Source organism: Clostridium sp. Marseille-Q5894 (genome assembly GCF_946902305.1).
GTDB lineage: Bacteria > Bacillota_I > Bacilli_A > Erysipelotrichales > Coprobacillaceae > Thomasclavelia.
Genome location: NZ_CAMPPT010000001.1, coordinates 26,254 through 45,947 on the forward strand (window position 1 = coordinate 26,254; position 19,694 = coordinate 45,947).

Genomic DNA, 19,694 nt, shown 5'->3' on the forward strand with positions numbered 1-19,694 from the left:
TCAAAATATGTAAGCATGTTTACATATTCAATAAAAAATATTTTTTATTAAACAAACAACTTTTGAATATCTAATTAAAATAGTTTGGTCGTATATTTTAAAATATTATCTAACAATTAGATCCTAATGCAATAAAATATACTAATAACAAGTAACCAGTATTTAAATTGTTATCAATATATTTATGTATCGATAAAATAAATATGTTATCATATTAATATTCTTTATTATGTTTTTTACAAACAAGATTTGAAAATCAAATAAGAAAATATGATGATAGCAATAAAATTCTGAAAAGTAAAAAGATCTTTATCATAACTAATGTAAAAACAGAAAATATAAATAAAAATTATTAGAGGTGAAATTGTTATATGAAAAAATATATTGCATTATTAAGGGGAATAAACGTAAGCGGGAAAAATAAGATATCTATGTCTGAATTAAAAGCAAATTTTATAGAACTAGGATTTATAGAAGTATCAACATATCTTAATAGTGGTAATGTTATCTTTTTAAGTGATATAGATGATCTAAATGTTCTTACAAATACAATAGAATCAATGATAAAAAATAAATTCAAATTGGATATACCTGTTCTTATTTTTTTACAAAAAGAAATAAAAAATATCTTAGATAATGCTCCCGACTGGTGGGGAAATAAGAATAAAGAGATATATGATAATCTTATTTTTATGTTTCCTTCTTTATCTTATAATGAACTTTTAAATGAAATCGGAAATCCTAAAGAAGAATATGAAAGAGTATATAATTATAAAAATTCTATTTTTTGGTCTTTTAGTCGTAAAAATTATCAAAAAACAAATTGATGGTCAAAAACCGCCACTTCAAATATAAGTGATAAAATTACGATTCGCACAGCAAATACAGTAAAAAAATTAGTTAATATGTAATAAATTACACATTAACTCAATAGAAAAAACATGACGAATCGTCATGTTAACGTAAAACCTCTTTATATAATCGTAATACATTTTTATAAAATACTTTTTCAACTTCTTCAACCGTCAAGCCTGCTTCTAATAATGCTTTTTCTAACAATGGCATCATTGAAGCATCCTTTATCTCAAGATTTTGACTAATTCCATCAAAATCACTTCCTAAACCAATATAATCGATCCCTACTAGATCTTTAATATACAAAATATGTTTTACCATATCTTCTATACACGAACGTGCTCCACCACTAGATGAAGGTCTTAAAAAATCGCCACAAAAATTTATTCCCATAACCCCATTACGTTTAGCTAACTGTCTAATCATGTCATCCGACATATTTCGAGCAACACCACAAACACTACGAGCATTACTATGTGATGCTACAAATGGTTTAGTTGTATATTTTAGAACATCATAAAAACCAGCATCACCTAAATGAGAAACATCAATAATTATCCCTAGACGTTCCATTTCTTTAATATATTCAATTCCAAAATCAGTTAACCCATCATGGTCATTGATACGATACAAATCTTGATATTCTTTTGTACCTGCCAAATTAGGATATCCTATCCCATTAGGATAATTCCAAGTTAAAGTAATCATCCTAACTCCTAAACGATAATAGTTTCGAAGTATCGCTAAATCATTATTTACTACTGCACCTTCTTCAAGGGTTAACATCGCTGACATTATTCCTTTATCATAATTACTAATAATATCATCATAACTAAATACGGGTCTAATTAAATCTTTATACTTATCAATTTCACGATAATATAAATCTATCAATCTTTGAGCTTTTGTTAAAGGATCCAGCGAATCTTTAAGATCTACAAACATCGCAAAATTCTGCAACAAATAATCTCCCGCCAACATTTTTTTTAAATCAATGTTAAAATCATTTTCTAATAAACTACCACCATCATCATATATTTTTAAAATGGTATCACAATGCATATCAACTATTTTCATTTTCTCACCTACTTCATCTTATGCGCATAATATCATGCTATTCATCATCATTAATTTTATATTTTTAACCCATCTTATAATTCTAATTTTTTTTCTTGATAATCTTTTGTTAAAGATTGATACTTTTTTAACCAATTTACTCCTTCTAAATATTCTTCTTCACTTAAAACTTCATCTAAAATTCCAAAATGTACTAGTGAGCAAACATCATAAATACTTTGCCATAAAGCATCAAATTTATTATCACTAGCCTTAATATCACTTTGTTCACTTTCTTCATAAGCAACTAATTTATGAGCTAATTTAGTTGCCTTCTCTATTTCTGAATTTGTCATATTCATCCTCCTTGACATTTCTATATCGAAATTATATCATTATTTTAATAAAAGGAGTCAAAAACATGAAAACTATTTCTATTTTTCAAGTACAAGATATTAATAACTTATTAAAACAAAAAAATTATGATTATATTTTAAAACTTAAAGATACTTGCGGCAGTCAAAGTCTTTTCTTACAATGTATAGGCAACGATGCTGATATCAATGAACTATGTAGTATCATCAATGAATTTTTAAAAAATGAATATTTAGAAGTAGCACCTGGTATTATCAATCCTTATAATCTTATTCTTAAATAACATTATTCTAATCAAAAAAATGGAGCCCAAAAAGCTCCATTTTTTTAAACACTTTCTCTTTTCAAATAGATATAAATACCTAAAAATACTATTCCTGATAATAAACACATTTGAATAATTGAATCAATACTCATATTATCTCCCGTTTCAGGTAGTATTAGTAAATCATCATACATTTCAACTCTTTGAATATCTCCTGTATCATCAACAGTAAATTCAATACTTTGAGCTACTTGATAACCATCAGGCGCAATCGTTTCTGTCAAAGTATAAGTCTTTCCTACATATAACCCTTTGATCATATGTGCCTCTTCACCAGAAATCCAGCTGTCTACGATATTCCCTTCTTCATCACTCACCTGTAAATGCGCTCCCGGTAATTCTTTTGATGTTGTGATATCTAATTTAGAAATCTCGATTTTCGTTATTTCATCTACCATCTTCAATACAATATCTTTATTATCAACTTTTAGCTCCTGAGTATCTGCAGTTGCATAGCCTTTTGGTGCTTCCACTTCTTTAAGTAAGTACTCATCATTTTGATTTAATCCTCTTACTAAATGACTGGTTTCATTCCCTTCAATATCGATACGATAATATTCTGTTTCACCATTAGACTGCAGCATCAATGTATAATCTTTGGCATCTTTATTTGGTGTGATTCTGTATAATACTGATGAATCTTCTTCATCAATATACATATCATTTATGGTCTCTCCCTTTTGTAAAAGTGACTTCATTTCTTTACTTATATCAATAATATGTCCGCCGCTGATCCATTCATCAATAATTTCATCCGTCTTATTATTGATGACTTGAAGTCTAGCCCCTTTTAATAAACTACCTTCCTCATCTTCTTTAATGACCTGAACCTGATTATCTGTCATTTCAATCATTTGATCTTTATTATCATCTACAACTGTAAACATCATATCATCTGCTTTTACATATCCTTTTGGTACATTGATTTCTTTTAAAATATATGTTTCACCTGCAAGCAGTCCTCTTACATTATGATTTCCACCTGCATCAACTTTCCACTGATCGACAACATTTTTCGTTTTATTCGATACGACCTGTAACACGGCTCCTTCTACTGCTTTTCCATTTGTTTCAGCTTTTCTTACCGTTACAACTTTATCGATCATCTGGACTTTTTGAATATCTGTGGTACTGGCTACAGTAAATTTAATTTCTTTAGCCTGAACATATCCCAGTGGTGCAAGATCTTCTTTCAATGTATAAGTTTTCCCTACACTAAGTCCCTGAATGACCATCGCATTTTCACCTGAAATCCACTCTGCAATGATATTTCCTTCATCGTCACTAACACTCATCTTGGCTCCTGGTAATTCAGCTTCACCAGTAACATCAGTTTTACTTATTTCAACGATCGTTGGTTCATTCACAAGTTCTTTAGTAACATTATAAACTTTAGTAGTTAGATTTGTCTGTTCAAATTTGACTTCATATTTAGTTTCATCTAATACTACACCATCTAATGTTTCGATCTCCTGTAGTTCATATGTTCCCATCGGCAAATCAGATACCTTCAAGTATCCACTACGATCTAAATTATATTCTCCTACAAGAGCTCCTTTGGCATAAACGATACTGCCATCAGCCATATCTAAGATATCTTCTTTAGCTGTCAATCTAAACTTGATCTTACTTAGATCAGATCTGTCAACAAAATCATATCCATCACCTAAATGCGCTCTTTCTAAAGAATTAGGTACTGCCAATATTCCATATGATACATCTTTATATACTTCCAATTCTCCTACCGGCTTATCATTTTTAATGACTACTTCAAGAATTGGATCACCATCAGAATCTTTATCATAGTCTCTGATGTTTTCGACATCAAATTCAACTCTATCTTCTAATGATAAATAACCAGTCGGTGTCTTTATTTCATCGATATAGTATTTACCGGCATCTAACTGTAACGGTAAAACTATTGTACCTTTATCACTGTCATTAACATTGTAAGACCCTGATGGGATCACTACATTATCTGCAGATGTCGTAAAACTATCATAAGTCTTACCGCCAACTTTTTGTTTGATCGTCTCTCCGGCTTTATAAATGATCTTACCATTAGAAACAATATCTTCTCTGGCTTTTACTTTAAACGTTGCACTATTCAAAGTAACAGTCTTATTGCTGTCGAGATCCTTTTTAACAAGTTTTAACTGGGTTGTATAAGGGCGATTATTGATATCAATGATCTTGATTTGAGCGATATCAGGATATTCACTGTAATCTTTAGTCACTGATACTGTAAAATCAGGTGCCGTGATATAATCCTTAGGTGTTTTTGTTTCACGAACTAAATATTCACCATAAGGCAGATACTTAGTATTAGCTTGACCATTTTCATCAGTAATAATGACATCGTATACTTCAGCGTTATCCCAGCCTACATGGTCTACTTCACTTTTTAATTTGAAAGTAAATTCAGCCCCCTGCAGTCCTTTAACAAGACCGCTTATACCGTCTTTTTCACCTGATTTATGGATCTGAATCTTTTGCATATTGACACGATTATCAGTATTGGTAGAGCGTAGAACTTTAGAAACAGTCTGTCCTTCATATTCAATATCGATATTGATATCTTTAGAATTCAACACTAATGATTCATTGCTCTTGCTTTCTTCGATATAATATTTACCGATATGCAGATCATCAAATACTAATTTACCGGCATTATCAGTTGTCTGAGTATCGACAACATCACCTTTATTAAAATAAGTAACTGTATCAGCCTTATTGGTAATATCTTCTCTTGCGATAAGTTTATACTCATTGCCCTGTAAATAAGCATCACCAGACTTGCCGTCAGTTAAAGCGGTATTGATCTCTTTTGTCAGTGAAACAGAACCAGTAGGTTCGTTATTTTCCACTACTTTAGAAGTAGTTTCACCGACATTGATAGTAACTTCATATTCTGTTTCATCAAAGAGATAACCATCAGGAGCCAAAACTTCCTTCAATTTATAAGTACCGGCAAGCAGATTATCAACTTTGATCTTACCATCAGTGACTGTAATATTTTCATCATAACCATCAAAAGATACTGATTTTAAATTAAAAACAGCCCCATCGATCAAATCTTTATTAGTGTTAGTTTTAGTAAGTTCTAAAGAACCGACTTTTAACCAGCTTACATTTAATTGTACAGATACAGGGTCTTCTATTCTTGACAACGTACCTTCTGATTGATAAGTTGAATTACCCCTAATAACAAGAGGAGCATATTTCAATAATCCTTTACCACTTAACTGTCCACTTGAATAATCATCTAATGCTTTCATTGGCGCACTCAAATAAAAAGTATCACCGCCATTTACAGTAACAGTTCCAACACTAACAGTTCCTTTTGTCACATTATGCAGTTCAACTCCATCCTGCAAAGGAATATATACAACTGCTGATTCATTAGTATTTAATGTGATATTTTCAGTACGCTGAATTCCACTTTCATAATAAGCAGTAAAAATCGGGTTTGCCTGACCATTAAAATAAAGCTCATTTGAAGGTACTGGCATAGACTGGATTTGATCATATCTCGTTTTTAAACCAACACCAATACTAGTCAAATAATCCCAGGTATTGCCACCATATAGATCACCGCTATATGCATAACTAGCCATGATATGTGTAAATAAATATTTTTCCTTATCTGTCGACACTGTATCATCTTTAAAAATATCAGCCGGTCCACCATAGCCATAATATAAAACTTTAAGCAACGCTTCATTATTATCGATTACATAAGATGCACTAAGATTCTCTGGCGGAGTATTTTTACTTGCTTCTAAACAGTATGCCAAACTTCCATTAACATAACACATTTTAGTTGACCAGTTACCAAGCCAGCTGGGATACATGATCTCTTCACCCCATGTGAAACTAACTGTACCTCCATCCGCACTAACTGTACTTAAATTTGTGGATATAACACTGAAAATCATTGTCGTAACAATGATCAACTGTTTCCAATTTCGTATTATTTTTTTCATTTGTCCAACCTTTCATTTAATTTTGTAACAAATTAAATGCCCTTCTACTTAAAAAAGCAACCTTCTAGTTGCCCATTTTGTAATAAATATGAATTATTATAGATCATTTAACATGGATCTCTACATCCAAACATTATTTTGCTCCTCCTAAAATAAAAAACACTTCAAAAATGAAGTGTTCTTCTACTAATATCCCATTATATATTTATACTCTTCGTAAGTTATATATCTTTTACTAACACCACTATAATCATAAGCATCTTTTGGTAAATTAACTAAACTCTCTGACCATTTATCTTCACTTCCTACCCACGATTCATTCATCGTTCTAGCACCTATTTTATAAGACCATGAAATTTCTACATATTTTTTTGTCTTATCAGCATTATCAGAATTCGCTCCACTTGAAGTTCCGCCACTATTTCCAGAAGAATTACCTGAACTACCGCTTCCTCCAGAACTTGAATTACCTCCACTTGATGGTTGATTTGTACTGTCTGAATTTCCACTTGATGAATTATCTGTATTTCCACTAGAAGGTTTATTAGAACTATGATTACTGCTACTTGAACTACTAGAATTTGATGAACTATTAGTAGTTGTATTTTGTTTTGGCTTTGTTGTTACAACTGTTTTTTTCTGCCCTGTAACTGGATCTGTTTGAACTTCACTAGTTATCTCTACATTTGGATCAGCTACAGATGCAACAACAATGACCCTAAATTCTTTTTCGGTTTTGTTTTTACTGGTATCTTCAATACTAACTTTTGCACTATACTCACCAGGTACGTTTACATCGATCATAGCAGTATCGATCGTATAATCAGATAACTGTGCTAAATCAGTTGCCATCATTAATGATTTAAAATCATAAGTTGATAGATCAGTACCCTGAACTATTTCCACACTTTCAGGAACTGTTAGTTCTGGAGCAACTGTATCTTTTACTTTAATCTTTACCGTTTTAATTTCTTTTTTATAAGTTAAAGTTATTTCATAGTTACCAACTTTAGCATATCCTTTATCTTTTTCACTTGTCGAACCATCTTCGTTAGTAATGATTTCAACTTCATTACTAATATTGGATTTAAGTTTTGCATTTTTTAAAATTTCTATTTTTTTCTTACTGTCTACCTCATCAAAATTCAAATAATCTTTAGGATCAGTTGAAATCGCTTGACCATATTCAATAATCATTTCCTCTTTCTTTAATTTCAATGCTTCCTTCGGTCTAGTCAATAGAAAAACACCTATTGCTAATATTAAAACAATCAATATAGAAACAATTATTTTAATTTCCTTAAACTTTATCATTTTCTTAGATATCATTTTTATCCCCCTCTTATATAAATTATTTAGAGAAAACAAAAATGTACCACCAACTGGGTACATTTTCACGGCTATCTCGCACTTACATCTCTGCATCTATGTTATCATTGTTTTCTAGGCTTGTCAATTCTTTCAAATAACTATTAATTAAATCTTTGTTTTCTTAATTTAATTATTTTTTTTGATTTAAGAAAATAATTTAATATTTTTTATGAAAATAATAAATTGTATGTATATTTTTTTAAAATCATCTATATTTTATTGAGACAAATTTGAGACAAATTTGAGATTTACATGATAAAATCATACATCACATAATATTTTCTAAAGCACTATAGGCAAATACATTAGAGTACCAATAATTCCTGTTCCAAAAATAATTAGAATTGCATTCATTTTGTACTTTCTCAACAAAAATAATGCTCCCACAAACAAAATAAATTCTATAACTCTAAATTGATCTAGATGTATTGCTGCCATATCTGAATTAAATAGCCCTAATACTAAAATAGATAATCCCGCTGAAGCAACTAAAGCAACTACTGCAGGTCTCAAAGCCGATAATACTTTTTGAACACCGCTAAAATCCCGATATTTATAATAAAAGTGTGCTAACAGAAGACAAATGAAAAATGATGGTATGATACATCCAAGTGTGCATATTAAAGCACCAAGGGGCCCTGCCAAGCGTGTTCCTACAAAAGTAGCTGAATTTATTGAAATCGGCCCAGGAGTCATTTCTGCAATAGTAATTAAATCCGTAAATTCTGCCATTGACATCAATGCCCGAACATTAACAATTTGATTTTGAATCAATGGTATAGCAGCATACCCGCCACCAACTGAAAATAGACCAACTTGGATAAAACTAATAAATAACTTTAACAATATCATTTAACATCATCCCCTCCAACACTCTTTTCTTTTTTTACTAATTCATAACATAAATCAATTATCCCGATCCCTAAACAAACAAGAATAATCAACATAGCACTAATATCTAGTACAACTGCACAAAAAAATGAAATTATCATTAAAGATATATATATAAATCTTTTTGTTGCACAAACATTTTTAGCTAAATTTAAAACTACATCAAAAATTACTGCTGCAACTCCAGCTCTCATAACTTGCAATGCAATAGCAATGATAACATTTGATCTAAACTGTTTATAAAAAATCGCGATAATGGATATAATAACCATTGGTGGTATTATAGTCCCTAAAACCGCTGTTAATGATCCAATTATTCCCTTAATTCTATAACCTATAATTACCGAAGCATTAACCGGTATTGGTCCAGGTGAAGATTGAGCAATAGCTGTAACATCCAACATTTCATCTTCCTGTAACCAATTTAATTTTTCAACAAATTCTTTTTTCATCAATGATACAATAACAAACCCTCCACCAAATGTACAAGCACTCAACATAAACATTGAACAAAATAGCTGCCACAAAGTTGAACGATCACTTTTATTATTCATTAGATTACCTCCTCTTTCCAAGAATATGCTATCACTAGTTATTAATAATTACAAATTATGATATATTATACTATATAATAAATATTTATATATAAGGAGCATTGCTATGTTAGATCATAAGATTGAGACTTTTTTAACCGTTGTAAAATATAAAAGTTATACTAAAACCGCTGAAATTTTACATATGACACAACCTGCTGTAACTCAACATATTCATAAACTAGAAGCCTATTATAATTGTAAACTGGTTGATAGCAGTCAGCACACAATTAAAATTACAAATGCCGGCAAAAGACTATATACATATTTAAGTTTACAACAAGCAAATGAAAAACATTTTTTTCATCTCCTAAAAAATACTGTTAGGCCCTTATGTATTGGAGCTTCTTTATCAATTGCAGATTATTACTTGCCGCAATTTCTAATAAAAAACTTATTAACAGATAAAGATCGTATACGTATCACAGTTGAAAACACAACAAATCTTTTAAAAAAATTACAAAATGGCGATATTGACTGTGCATTCGTTGAGGGAATATTTGATACAGCTTTCTTTGAAACAAAACTATATAAAAACGAATCATTTATTCCCGTTGTTGCCTCTACTCATCCGCTTTCCAACAAAGAAGTTACACTACAACAACTACAAGATTATCCCCTTATTTTAAGAGAACCAGATTCAGGAACAAGAGAAATTCTTGAAAATTGGTTATCTCAAAGAAACGTCAGTCCACAATCATTTCAAACAGTTATTGAAATTGGGAGTATTTTATTAATAAAAAAATTAATTTCACAATCATCAGCCGTAACTTTTTTATATGAAGGAGTGGTAAAAAAAGAATTAAGTAACGGAAAATTAGCACATGTTAAAATAAAAGATTATCAGTTGCAACACCCACTTTATTTTATATATCGAAAAGGTGATCCAAAATATTATATTTATGAAAAAATATTTCAATCTCTTACTTAAATTTTCTTCAATAAAATCCATTTTTAGATCAAATCTATTCAATTGTCTTAATTATTATTGAAAAAATATTAATTTTTAAACATTTAATTACTATTTAAAACAATTCATTTTCATCTATTATTTTAATAAATAAACAAAAAGATAGGATTGATAATTATCAATCCTATTTCTGTATTCTCTTAAATTAAACTTTTACTTTAGTACAGTATTATTAAACTCATCAAAATTAACTTTCTTTTCTTTTTAAATATACATAACCACCAGCAGTTAACATCATTAAACTAACAAATCCACTCATTATCATATCATCACCAGTCGCTACTGATGGTGTTTTCTCTGGTAACGAATCTACAGTTGTATCAACAACAGCTTTAATAGTTATATCTTTAGCCACCTCTTTAGTTACATTATTGTAACTATATTCAGCTTTTATCGTTTGTCTTCCTAATTTATTTGTATCAATTCCTTCAATCACAGCATTTTTAGTAACATCACTTTGGAATTGTTTACCATCAGCAGTTGTAAAACTTGCTACAACTTTTGGTTCAACTTTAGCACCTTGAACATATTCTTCATTAATACTTAATTCAAGGCTATCAAGATTTGATAATTGAATTGAATCTGATAATTCAATACTTGAATTCAAACAAAACTCGGTTGCTTGAGCAACTGCAGCAACTTGTTGAGCCAATGACTCTTGTCTACTAACAGGACAACTAGCATTATCTAAAATAGTAATTGCCTCACTATTAGTTTTATATGCTTCTAATTGGAAAACTGTTTCAAAAATTGCAACAGCTCTTTGAATATGAGAAGCTGATGAAATCATTGCAATTGATTTTACTTCTGGTCTTTCTTTTAATAATGCAAATGTATTAGTAGCATTACCAACAGTGGTTGGAGCTCTATTTTCAACAATGATACGATTTTCATCAACACCATGTTCAATTAACCAGGCCGCCATTTCTTCCCCCTCTGTTTTAGTTGGATCAGCAGGAGAAGTTCCACCACCTGTTACAGCAATATATGCATTAGGATATTTTTGAGCACTTGCCAATGTAACATTTAAACGATCAATCAATTCTGGCTGCATTTCACCTGTTTCCTGATTTAATTGAAATCCTAAAGTTACAATACATAAACTATTATCGTTTGGTAATCCATCAGGTAATACATCTTTGTTAATTGGCATTGTTGTATCAGCATATATCCAGCGTTCAATAATATTACTGTATGCCTGTCCCAAATTTGGATTTAATTCTTTTAATTCTGATAAACATCTTTCGATATCAATATCAGCATTAATAGCAGAGGCTGACCATCCATTATCTGAATTAAAATCACCTTCTGTATATTTATAGTAGTATGTTAAAATTTGGCTTATCAAATCTTGTTCAGCAACTGTTGCAGTATTCGCTGCTGAAATATTTGACGTCACAGAAAACAACATAACAAATGAAATACAGACTGCTAAAACACTTTTCAATACTTTTTTCATTTTCCCAATCCTTTCTCATATAAATAATCATTACCGTACCATAATTTAAGTAAAATATTTAACTTATATAATTATTCTAATAAGCATCTTTATATTTGTCAATTCTTATCGTCTATATCAAAAGTTATACTTTTAATCTTTAATATTTATACTATACATAGATTCTATTATTTCTTATAAATTCCTAGTTATCTGACTAATCTTGAATTTAATCACTATAATAATACTTTCTTTTTTATAAAAATGCAAAAAAGCGATGAAATCAATCCCCATCGCTTCCGCATATACTTTTAATATCTAAATGGTGCGGGTGACAGGAATCTAGCTTTTCATTTTACTCCACCCATTATTTATATCCTCGTTCTCTAACTTGACTATATTATACCATTGTGTAGAACGATACACAACACTATTTTTAACTTTTTTCTTCTTTATTATACATTTTTACATGAAATTTATCAAATTGAATTTTAACTTACTTACTTTTAAAGACCAGCTGCTTAAATGAGTCTATGAATTCTTGCTCCTGCTGATTCGGATTTTCAATATTATCTAATTTTTCTAAAAAATCTACAACTATTGCACCTAGCCTAATATCTGCTTCATCATAGATATTTGATAATCTATTTATTTTCTTTATACCATTTTGTTGTGCATTAGGAAAAAGATGTGCATAACGATTTAATGTCTGATTCCTATCCCTATGCCCTAATCGCTCGCTAATCACCATAACATTCTCATTAATACTTATCCATAACGAAGCACTACTATGCCTAAAATCATGAATTCTAATCTGTTTTACCATTGCATCATTGCAATACTTGTTCTTTTTTTCTCGATCGTAGTATCAGCGAGCGGCTTATCTATACCAAATACATATTCATTCATGCTAAAGTCAAAATGCATTCTTCGATCTAAATAATAACTATAAAGCTCATCTTCCAATTCTTTATTCATCAGTATGTGCCTATTCATCTTATTTTTAGGCTTGTTTACAATATGCGTACCATCATCATTTATACGTTCTAATGACCGGGTTATTGCAATAACATGTCTATTAAAATCAATCTGCTTCCATATCAGTGCCTTTGCCTCGCTCTTTCGACAACCTGTATAATATAAGAATTTATAAAATCTTCTATACACTGGTTCGTCTACTGCTCTTATAAATTTCTTAAACTCATCATATGTCCAAAATAACATTTCTTCAGTTGGTGAATTATCAACCATCCTTTTTACATTATTAAGTGGATTATTTTCCATCAACTCCTCAGCAACAAAATATTCAATAATATTGTATAGAATAGATCTTATTTTATTTGTATTCTTAATTGTTTGTCCCCTGTCCAACATCCAGTTTTGCCAATCAATAATTACTTTTTTGTCAATGTTTTTAATCTCCAAATTTTCAAAAAAAGGTAATATATGTATGTCAATCTTTTGTCTATATGTCTTCAAAGTATAATTTCTAACTGTACCTTTTTTGCTATAGTAATATGGTTCTATCATTTCTTTGAATAATAAGTCTTTCATCATAAACTCCCCCATTAAGAATAATATCAATTAATCGATTTTGTTATCTTTGAATTTAAATAACTTTTACAAAAAAACTGCGAACAGCAGTTTCAGTATAAATTATCTTCCTATTTCAAAAACTTTTATTGTATAGCATAATCATGCTCATTTCCACCTCCTTTTTTGCATGAACATGTTAACATTTATCAAAAATCTAATCACATAATTTTTTTAAAGTATTATCTAATACAGGAATTATGTATAACCTCATTCATCTCAATTTTTCCTTCAAGCCATTTTATGGCCATTTTTCTATCTTTTATTGTTTCTATATTTGGTAAACCAGCATCGCCATATAAAAAGTCGTAACAAACATAAAGCTGTTCTTCCATGTCATAATACATAAAGCTATCTCCAAATTTTTCATTAATTTTTTTATAGTAATCTCTATCTTCCAATTTTGCTGAATCAAACCGATTAATATAATCTATAAATTCTTTACTTGATACTTCAAAATCTTTTGTTTTATCATAGTCATATTGATTTTTATCCATATTTTGAATATTTGACAATATTGCTTCTTTATACTCCTCTTTAGACATAGGTTCAACAGTTTGATCCATTTCATACAATAGCCCATCTAATTCTTCTAAACGATTGCACGCATCTAAAAAAGCACGCTTATATCTTTCTATATGGTTATATTTAAATTCTTCAGAATTTAGCAACTCCAATTCTTTGCTTTTCAGTGCTAACTCCTTTTCTTTCAATTCATTAGCCCTCAGAAGTTCCTTCGATATTTCTGTTAATGTGGTTTCCATAATTTCTGCAAACATAATGTCTTTAACCGTTTCAAACAACGCCATTCTTCCTACCTCCTCATATTATGAAAAACTGACTTGAAACCCTTCACCTGTTGGATTCACTGAAAATCCTTTTACTTTACCACTACTAAAAATCTCTTCAGCATAGGAATTCGCTTGATTATACACATCTATACTATTACCTGCAAAAAATTTATCAAATTGTGAAGGAATATTTTCTTGTCCTGACTTTGAATTATTTGAATCATTAGATTTATTAGTAGGAACATTATTTTCTGTATTACTATTTGTAGATTTTTCAGTAACTTTTAGCTTTTCATTTATATTGATACTCATCTCTGCCGAAACATGATTACCTGCTTTATCTTTTACACTATAAGTAACAACATGATTACCAGGCTTAGAAGTATCAATTTGATTATAATCAACTTTTTGTACAAGATTTCCATCTATATTGTCCTCTGCTTTTTCAATATAGTCTTTAAGATTAATATTTTGACCATACTCTAATGTTAAATTTGTTTTATTTAAAACTAAAACTGGTTCAATATCATCAATAACTTTCACAATTAACCTCTTTTTTATGGATTTTACTTCATTAGAAAGTTTATAAATAACCGTATATTCCCCAGGTGTTTCAAAATTTGTATTCTTTGGGAGCGTTAAATCATACCTTTTATCATACTCTTTTATATAATCACTAGGATTAAAAGATTTTGACATCCCTATTTCAACTTTATCCGCTTTTAAAGTCAGGTTAATATCTTCAAAGTACAATGATATATAATCCCTGTTAATATATACAACTGCCGTCAGTGAAAAAAGCACTAAAACAAAACCCACAATTAAAATTGTGAGTTTTGTTTTTTGTTTATTAATTTTAATTCTTTCATCCTCATAAACACCTTGCATTTCAAATAAATGTTCACGCAAAGATCTCATTGACTCAGCTGGTATATCAGGGTCAGATATTGAAGATGGATCTACATCATATTTTAAGCATAAATAAATTTCTTCCATCTGAAGATAATCTAAATTTGTATTAGCCAACCACTCAAGATTTAATCCTTCTTTTTCTGCCTTTCGTAAAACATTCATTTGTAACGGAGAAAAAGCAAGATGTTTCAAATCTTCTAACTTAGTCATCATTAAACCACTCCATCTTCTAAACCTGGTAATTTTTCTTTCTTTTCTTCTTGAGTGTCCCCATGACTATAGTTGCTATCAGGCTTATCCGTATTTTTTTCTTGCTTATCATCATCTACATGATTATTTGATGACAACTTATAGTTATTAATATTATTAACAAACTGTATAAAATCCAAATCCGATAAACTGTCAATGTGCGCCTTAATCTCATTCCATAAATCAAATTCGACAGGCTCTGGTCTCTGACAACGTGCAATAATCAGTCTAAATGCTTCATTCAATAGCTGATCATCAAACTCTTCAAATGAAATTATATTTTTCTTTTTACCATCTAACTTTTCCAACTCTTCCTTTAATAGATTATTATCTTTGTTTAGCTGCTCAATTTGTCTCTCTTTTTCTGATAGATTATTAACAATATTTTTGCTATTTGCAGTTGTTCCTATTCCAACATTTTTTCTATTTCTTTCTGGTATAGATGTAAAATCAAAATCCAATACCGCATTAATAATCATCGAATAATTGAAAATTGCTGTATCTTCAAGAATATTATTATTCCATACAGTATCACAAAAACTGCATCTTATATACTTGTCTTTAAATCTACATTCTAAAAAGTTAGAGCCATCAAAAACAGTCTTAAAAAAAGTCGCATTAAAAAGACATTTTTTAAAATTAGAATTCCAAAATTCAATTGATAAATCGTTAATATAATTATCAGTTTCTTTATCGTTTTCAAATACGCATTCGATAAACTCACATTTTACAAATTTATTATTTTTTAATTCCTCAATAACAATCGTTTCATGCTTATATATCTTATTTTCAATAGTTTCTACTTCAACCAGCACAACTTCATCTGATTTTAAAATTGTTTCTATACTGCTAACCTCTTTTTGTTCACTAGCCAATACTCCTTTGACAGTCGAATAATTAGGCTTGCTCTTATCTGTATCAATTTCTATGTCATAATAATTTGAAAGCGGAAATGTACTCTCATCCAACGTACTTTCTTCAACTCTGCTTCTAATAAATAAGCACCCAGAAAATATACTTCCAATAAAATTAGATCTTATAATCTCAAAGTCATCAAAATTACAATTAATAAATTTAATATTTGCTACATCACAATCTATAAATTTAACTCCCTTGAAAAAACAATTAATAAATACTGTCTCTTCACATTCAAATTTTCTGAAATTAATGTATTCAAAATAACTATTCTTGACCGCAAATCTTTTTCTATCTTTCCCTACAATTATGCGGTCAGCAAATGTTCTTGACTCACACTCAAAATCACTTGCATTAGTTTCTTTATCTTCACATAGATTTAATTGTTCCAGGTTTAGAGTCATATAATTATTATATCTTATATTATATTCTTCTCTAATTTTTTTAGCTTGTTCTTTTTCATCCCAGCTCATTTTTATTTACTCCTTAACTTCTTACTATTCTATCAAATTTATCTGCTTTACCATGTCTTTTTAGATATTCATATTCAATGTTAAATAATTCTACATCTGGCTTTTCAACTATAGGTAAATTCAAATAAAACTTACTCTTATCAAAAAACACGTATTTATCATACGGCAGTAACCTAGTGTAGTAAGGATTCTTATGTCTCTGTCTAAGAAACAAAATTTCTCCCATTTTAAAATCCTTAAGACGTTCCGGTGTAAAAATACGTTGATCTTCATATTTTCTCATATCCTTATTCCAAACACGTTCACTGCCTGCCTTTTTAGATATTTCTTCAACCGTGCTATCAGAACCAGATAGTAGATAAATTGTATTTGTAAAATTACCTTTAAGTGTTTCCGCCATTTTTCCATAATGTTTTTCCAGTTGTTCTAGTCCTTGAATAATTGCTGTTAGTCTAATACCACGTGATCTAGCAGCTGTCAACATTGCATCAACATCAGGTAATGCTGGCATATTACCAAATTCATCTAAAATCAAATTAATAGGTACTTTTAATCTTAGATTAATTTCATCCCTCGCAGTACGTACCAGCACTTCATATAGTTGTTTGATAAACAGTGTAACCAAAGGATAGTATGTTTTCTTTTCATCATGGACAATCAAGAAAATAGCAGTCTTTTCATTACCAATTTGACGAAAATCAAAGTCGCTATGACTTGTTATTCTTTGGATATCTTCATTAGCTGTCAAAATACTCAGCTTGTTGTTAAACTGAGATTCAAATCCAGTCGATGTATCTCCACTTGATCCTACATACCCCTCCAGATAATTTACACTGTAGTCAGTTATACTTCTTTCCGAATTAAGAAAAGCTTTCAGTATTGTTTTAGAATTTCTTATACCTGGTAGCTGTTTCTTTCCAATTTCAATAATTTTTTTGAATGAAGTCGCATTCATGTACTCCACCTTACCCTCTTCGCACATTAGAGCACCGCAACCAACAAGCATATCCCTAGCTGTTTCAGTCCAGATTGGATCTTTAGGGTTTTCCTCTAAACAAATTGTATTGCAGGCATCTCTTAATAAGTCCATTGCTTTTGAATGATTTGGCTTGGGTTTTCTTAATTTATTTTCAATTTCTTTTGTATCTAGCCCAAGCAATTCATACTCTAATATTCCATTTTTATTTTTAATTTTCCATTCTTCATATTTTTTTATATATATTTCATCTGCTTTTTTCCATTCATCAAATGCAAGTTTAAACGGATTCCAGCAGTTGCTGAATTCAGGATCAACAAAATTTATTACAACAGTCTTGAACCCTTTATCTTTAAATTTCTGCAAAGTATGTTTTGCGAGCTCTCCCTTAGGATCATTCACGACTACACTTTCTCCACACATAGCACACAACTCTAAATATTCATTTACAAAAGTCCATGTCTTTCCTGATCCAGTAGTACCTATAACTAAATTATGAACATCACCCGGATCAACATAAATACATTTCCTATTTCCTGTAATTGGAAATCCAGCACGTACATAACATTTCTTATCACCAATATTCCAACATTGAGCAGGAATCAATACCTTTTGTGTATTATTTAAAATAGGCATATCCTTTGTGGTGTTATTTATTTTATTGATAATTGGTGTCATTTTGATTTTTAATGCTTGTTTTGACATTCTATGTTCAACCAGTCCAGTTTTATTAAAATCAACTCTTAGTAAAGATTTCTTTACATCTCTTGTTTTATCAATTTTAGCGTATTTAAGCTGTTCATTTTTTGTAAGACGTCTTTTTTTGACATCATCTCTAAAAAATATTCCGTAGATAATTTCAAACCATACTAAAAACGCAAAAAAAGATAATAATAAAAAAAGCCTGTTACCATCCAAGAATAACAAACTATAATCAAAAATATATTTAAAATCAAAATCCTTTAATACAAATAACTTAATTAACTGCATACCTATAAAATCAACAACTACTTTGGTTAATACAAATGAAATAATGCTAACGACTATTTTTTTCATTAAACTCCCTCCCCTCTTGTTCATTAAGTGTTAAACCGCAAATTCTCTACAAAAAAAATAATACAAAAACTGCAAATAAAAAAAACAAACGGATTAAGAAAGATGCCGTTTCAAACTGCACTGCATCAACCTTAATCTGTTTTTTATTTGCAGAATAGTGTATGATATCTATCGATCAATATTATGAAAGGAAAAAGAAAAGAAACAGCCCGTTAAAGCTTCTCACCCTCTAACACTGTCCCTTTTCAATCGTCAGTTGATACTGATGATACAAATTATATGATACAGGATTTTATACTCAATATCAAGTCAGCTTTTGATTCTCAAAATATTAAATTCTATAATGAACCTTCTTTTTCACAAATCCGCGATTTCGAATTCTACTGTCTCAATCATTTGGAGCTGTCATCTTTACATACTCATAACGGCATCGTCTGTAAATCTTCCAATATCAAATATTATCAGTCCTATCAGAGACATTATATCTCTTTTCATAATGGCCAAATTGATGATCAGATGCTTGAAGTCCCTGTGATGTACTGCCGTAATGACGGTCATTTTCATTCTATTTTGCCTGCTTCTTTTATCATACCTCATTCATCATATTCCATATTTTTTGTACTTCATGTCCTCTCTTTGAAGATGTTTTCTTCATTGACCATTGAAAAAATCGTCAATATATTTCAGATATCTGTTTCAACACTTTACCGCTGGATAAAAAAATATTCATATTATTTAAGGATATTCAGCTTTTTAAAAAATAAATATCATATGCATTTCTTCATTCATTTGATCTATGACTACGAAAGTCTCATCAGTGATATTTTCGGTATGACTCTTCATACTCTTTTTCAAAACAGTCGCAAGCT

At 29.9% G+C, this 19,694-nt stretch carries 15 protein-coding genes and 1 pseudogene; 3 read left to right on the plus strand and 13 right to left on the minus strand.

Annotation, left to right across the window (positions count from 1 at the left end; all coding sequences use genetic code 11):
• The first annotated feature begins 371 nt into the window (after positions 1 to 371).
• Positions 372 to 827 (plus strand): DUF1697 domain-containing protein, encoded by a 456-nt coding sequence (locus OC535_RS00095; protein WP_498822867.1) that lies wholly within the window; start codon positions 372 to 374, stop codon positions 825 to 827.
• A 130-nt stretch (positions 828 to 957) separates the two neighbouring features.
• Here OC535_RS00095 and OC535_RS00100 read toward each other — a convergent pair.
• Positions 958 to 1,935 (minus strand): annotated as a pseudogene (locus OC535_RS00100) (dipeptidase); the annotation flags it as partial.
• A gap of 71 nt (positions 1,936 to 2,006) precedes the next feature.
• Positions 2,007 to 2,267, minus strand: a complete 261-nt coding sequence (locus OC535_RS00105) for a hypothetical protein (protein ID WP_027089080.1) — start codon at positions 2,265 to 2,267, stop codon at positions 2,007 to 2,009.
• 65 nt (positions 2,268 to 2,332) lie between these two features.
• Between OC535_RS00105 and OC535_RS00110 the strand changes: the two genes are divergently transcribed.
• Positions 2,333 to 2,569: an RDAC family protein gene (locus tag OC535_RS00110; protein WP_027089079.1), complete on the plus strand. Its 237-nt coding sequence runs from the start codon at positions 2,333 to 2,335 to the stop codon at positions 2,567 to 2,569.
• Positions 2,570 to 2,613: 44 nt separating this feature from the next.
• Here the strand turns inward: OC535_RS00110 and OC535_RS00115 are convergent, their stop codons facing one another.
• The 4 genes from OC535_RS00115 to OC535_RS00130 all read right to left on the minus strand — a co-directional run bounded on the left by OC535_RS00115 (position 2,614) and on the right by OC535_RS00130 (position 9,413).
• Positions 2,614 to 6,597, minus strand: coding sequence for a SpaA isopeptide-forming pilin-related protein (locus OC535_RS00115; RefSeq protein WP_498822868.1), 3,984 nt, complete (start codon positions 6,595 to 6,597; stop codon positions 2,614 to 2,616).
• A 186-nt stretch (positions 6,598 to 6,783) separates the two neighbouring features.
• Positions 6,784 to 7,926, minus strand: coding sequence for a hypothetical protein (locus OC535_RS00120; protein WP_498822869.1), 1,143 nt, complete (start codon positions 7,924 to 7,926; stop codon positions 6,784 to 6,786).
• A 324-nt stretch (positions 7,927 to 8,250) separates the two neighbouring features.
• Positions 8,251 to 8,820: a chromate transporter gene (locus OC535_RS00125; protein ID WP_024721035.1), complete on the minus strand. Its 570-nt coding sequence runs from the start codon at positions 8,818 to 8,820 to the stop codon at positions 8,251 to 8,253.
• Complete coding sequence (locus OC535_RS00130; protein ID WP_024721034.1) at positions 8,817 to 9,413, minus strand: chromate transporter; 597 nt, start codon at positions 9,411 to 9,413, stop codon at positions 8,817 to 8,819. The genes OC535_RS00125 and OC535_RS00130 overlap by 4 nt, the downstream gene beginning before the upstream one ends.
• Positions 9,414 to 9,519: 106 nt before the next feature.
• On the opposite strand from OC535_RS00130, the gene OC535_RS00135 reads away from it, so the two are divergent.
• Positions 9,520 to 10,383, plus strand: a complete 864-nt coding sequence (locus OC535_RS00135; protein ID WP_024721033.1) for a LysR family transcriptional regulator — start codon at positions 9,520 to 9,522, stop codon at positions 10,381 to 10,383.
• 226 nt (positions 10,384 to 10,609) lie between these two features.
• Here the strand turns inward: OC535_RS00135 and OC535_RS00140 are convergent, their stop codons facing one another.
• The 7 genes from OC535_RS00140 to OC535_RS00170 all read right to left on the minus strand — a co-directional run bounded on the left by OC535_RS00140 (position 10,610) and on the right by OC535_RS00170 (position 18,825).
• Entirely contained in the window at positions 10,610 to 11,881 is a 1,272-nt protein-coding gene (locus tag OC535_RS00140) for a YdcF family protein (protein ID WP_498822870.1), read from the minus strand.
• Positions 11,882 to 12,356: 475 nt separating this feature from the next.
• On the minus strand, positions 12,357 to 12,686 hold the full coding sequence (locus OC535_RS00145) for a site-specific integrase (protein WP_027090483.1): 330 nt from the start codon (positions 12,684 to 12,686) through the stop codon (positions 12,357 to 12,359).
• Complete coding sequence (locus OC535_RS00150) at positions 12,680 to 13,417, minus strand: site-specific integrase (RefSeq protein ID WP_027090484.1); 738 nt, start codon at positions 13,415 to 13,417, stop codon at positions 12,680 to 12,682. Before OC535_RS00150 ends, OC535_RS00145 begins: the two co-directional genes overlap by 7 nt.
• A 218-nt stretch (positions 13,418 to 13,635) precedes the next feature.
• Entirely contained in the window at positions 13,636 to 14,262 is a 627-nt protein-coding gene (locus OC535_RS00155) for a hypothetical protein (RefSeq protein WP_027090485.1), read from the minus strand.
• Between the two features lie 18 nt (positions 14,263 to 14,280).
• Complete coding sequence (locus OC535_RS00160) at positions 14,281 to 15,366, minus strand: immunoglobulin-like domain-containing protein (RefSeq protein WP_161635139.1); 1,086 nt, start codon at positions 15,364 to 15,366, stop codon at positions 14,281 to 14,283.
• 2 nt (positions 15,367 to 15,368) lie between these two features.
• Positions 15,369 to 16,793, minus strand: coding sequence for a pentapeptide repeat-containing protein (locus OC535_RS00165; protein ID WP_027090487.1), 1,425 nt, complete (start codon positions 16,791 to 16,793; stop codon positions 15,369 to 15,371).
• A gap of 13 nt (positions 16,794 to 16,806) precedes the next feature.
• Positions 16,807 to 18,825 carry a type IV secretory system conjugative DNA transfer family protein gene (locus OC535_RS00170; RefSeq protein ID WP_027090488.1) on the minus strand — a complete coding sequence of 673 codons (2,019 nt, stop codon included), beginning with the start codon at positions 18,823 to 18,825 and terminating at the stop codon, positions 16,807 to 16,809.
• Positions 18,826 to 19,694 lie beyond the last annotated feature (869 nt).

What these genes read in the sequence shown, in the direction of transcription:
- OC535_RS00095 (WP_498822867.1), top strand. Translation starts at nt 372, where the DNA reads ATGAAAAAATATATTGCATTATTAAGGGGAATAAACGTAAGCGGGAAA.
- OC535_RS00105 (WP_027089080.1), bottom strand. Translation starts at nt 2,267, where the DNA reads ATGACAAATTCAGAAATAGAGAAGGCAACTAAATTAGCTCATAAATTA.
- OC535_RS00110 (WP_027089079.1), top strand. Translation starts at nt 2,333, where the DNA reads ATGAAAACTATTTCTATTTTTCAAGTACAAGATATTAATAACTTATTA.
- OC535_RS00115 (WP_498822868.1), bottom strand. Translation starts at nt 6,597, where the DNA reads ATGAAAAAAATAATACGAAATTGGAAACAGTTGATCATTGTTACGACA.
- OC535_RS00120 (WP_498822869.1), bottom strand. Translation starts at nt 7,926, where the DNA reads ATGATATCTAAGAAAATGATAAAGTTTAAGGAAATTAAAATAATTGTT.
- OC535_RS00125 (WP_024721035.1), bottom strand. Translation starts at nt 8,820, where the DNA reads ATGATATTGTTAAAGTTATTTATTAGTTTTATCCAAGTTGGTCTATTT.
- OC535_RS00130 (WP_024721034.1), bottom strand. Translation starts at nt 9,413, where the DNA reads ATGAATAATAAAAGTGATCGTTCAACTTTGTGGCAGCTATTTTGTTCA.
- OC535_RS00135 (WP_024721033.1), top strand. Translation starts at nt 9,520, where the DNA reads ATGTTAGATCATAAGATTGAGACTTTTTTAACCGTTGTAAAATATAAA.
- OC535_RS00140 (WP_498822870.1), bottom strand. Translation starts at nt 11,881, where the DNA reads ATGAAAAAAGTATTGAAAAGTGTTTTAGCAGTCTGTATTTCATTTGTT.
- OC535_RS00145 (WP_027090483.1), bottom strand. Translation starts at nt 12,686, where the DNA reads ATGGTAAAACAGATTAGAATTCATGATTTTAGGCATAGTAGTGCTTCG.
- OC535_RS00150 (WP_027090484.1), bottom strand. Translation starts at nt 13,417, where the DNA reads ATGATGAAAGACTTATTATTCAAAGAAATGATAGAACCATATTACTAT.
- OC535_RS00155 (WP_027090485.1), bottom strand. Translation starts at nt 14,262, where the DNA reads ATGGCGTTGTTTGAAACGGTTAAAGACATTATGTTTGCAGAAATTATG.
- OC535_RS00160 (WP_161635139.1), bottom strand. Translation starts at nt 15,366, where the DNA reads ATGACTAAGTTAGAAGATTTGAAACATCTTGCTTTTTCTCCGTTACAA.
- OC535_RS00165 (WP_027090487.1), bottom strand. Translation starts at nt 16,793, where the DNA reads ATGAGCTGGGATGAAAAAGAACAAGCTAAAAAAATTAGAGAAGAATAT.
- OC535_RS00170 (WP_027090488.1), bottom strand. Translation starts at nt 18,825, where the DNA reads ATGAAAAAAATAGTCGTTAGCATTATTTCATTTGTATTAACCAAAGTA.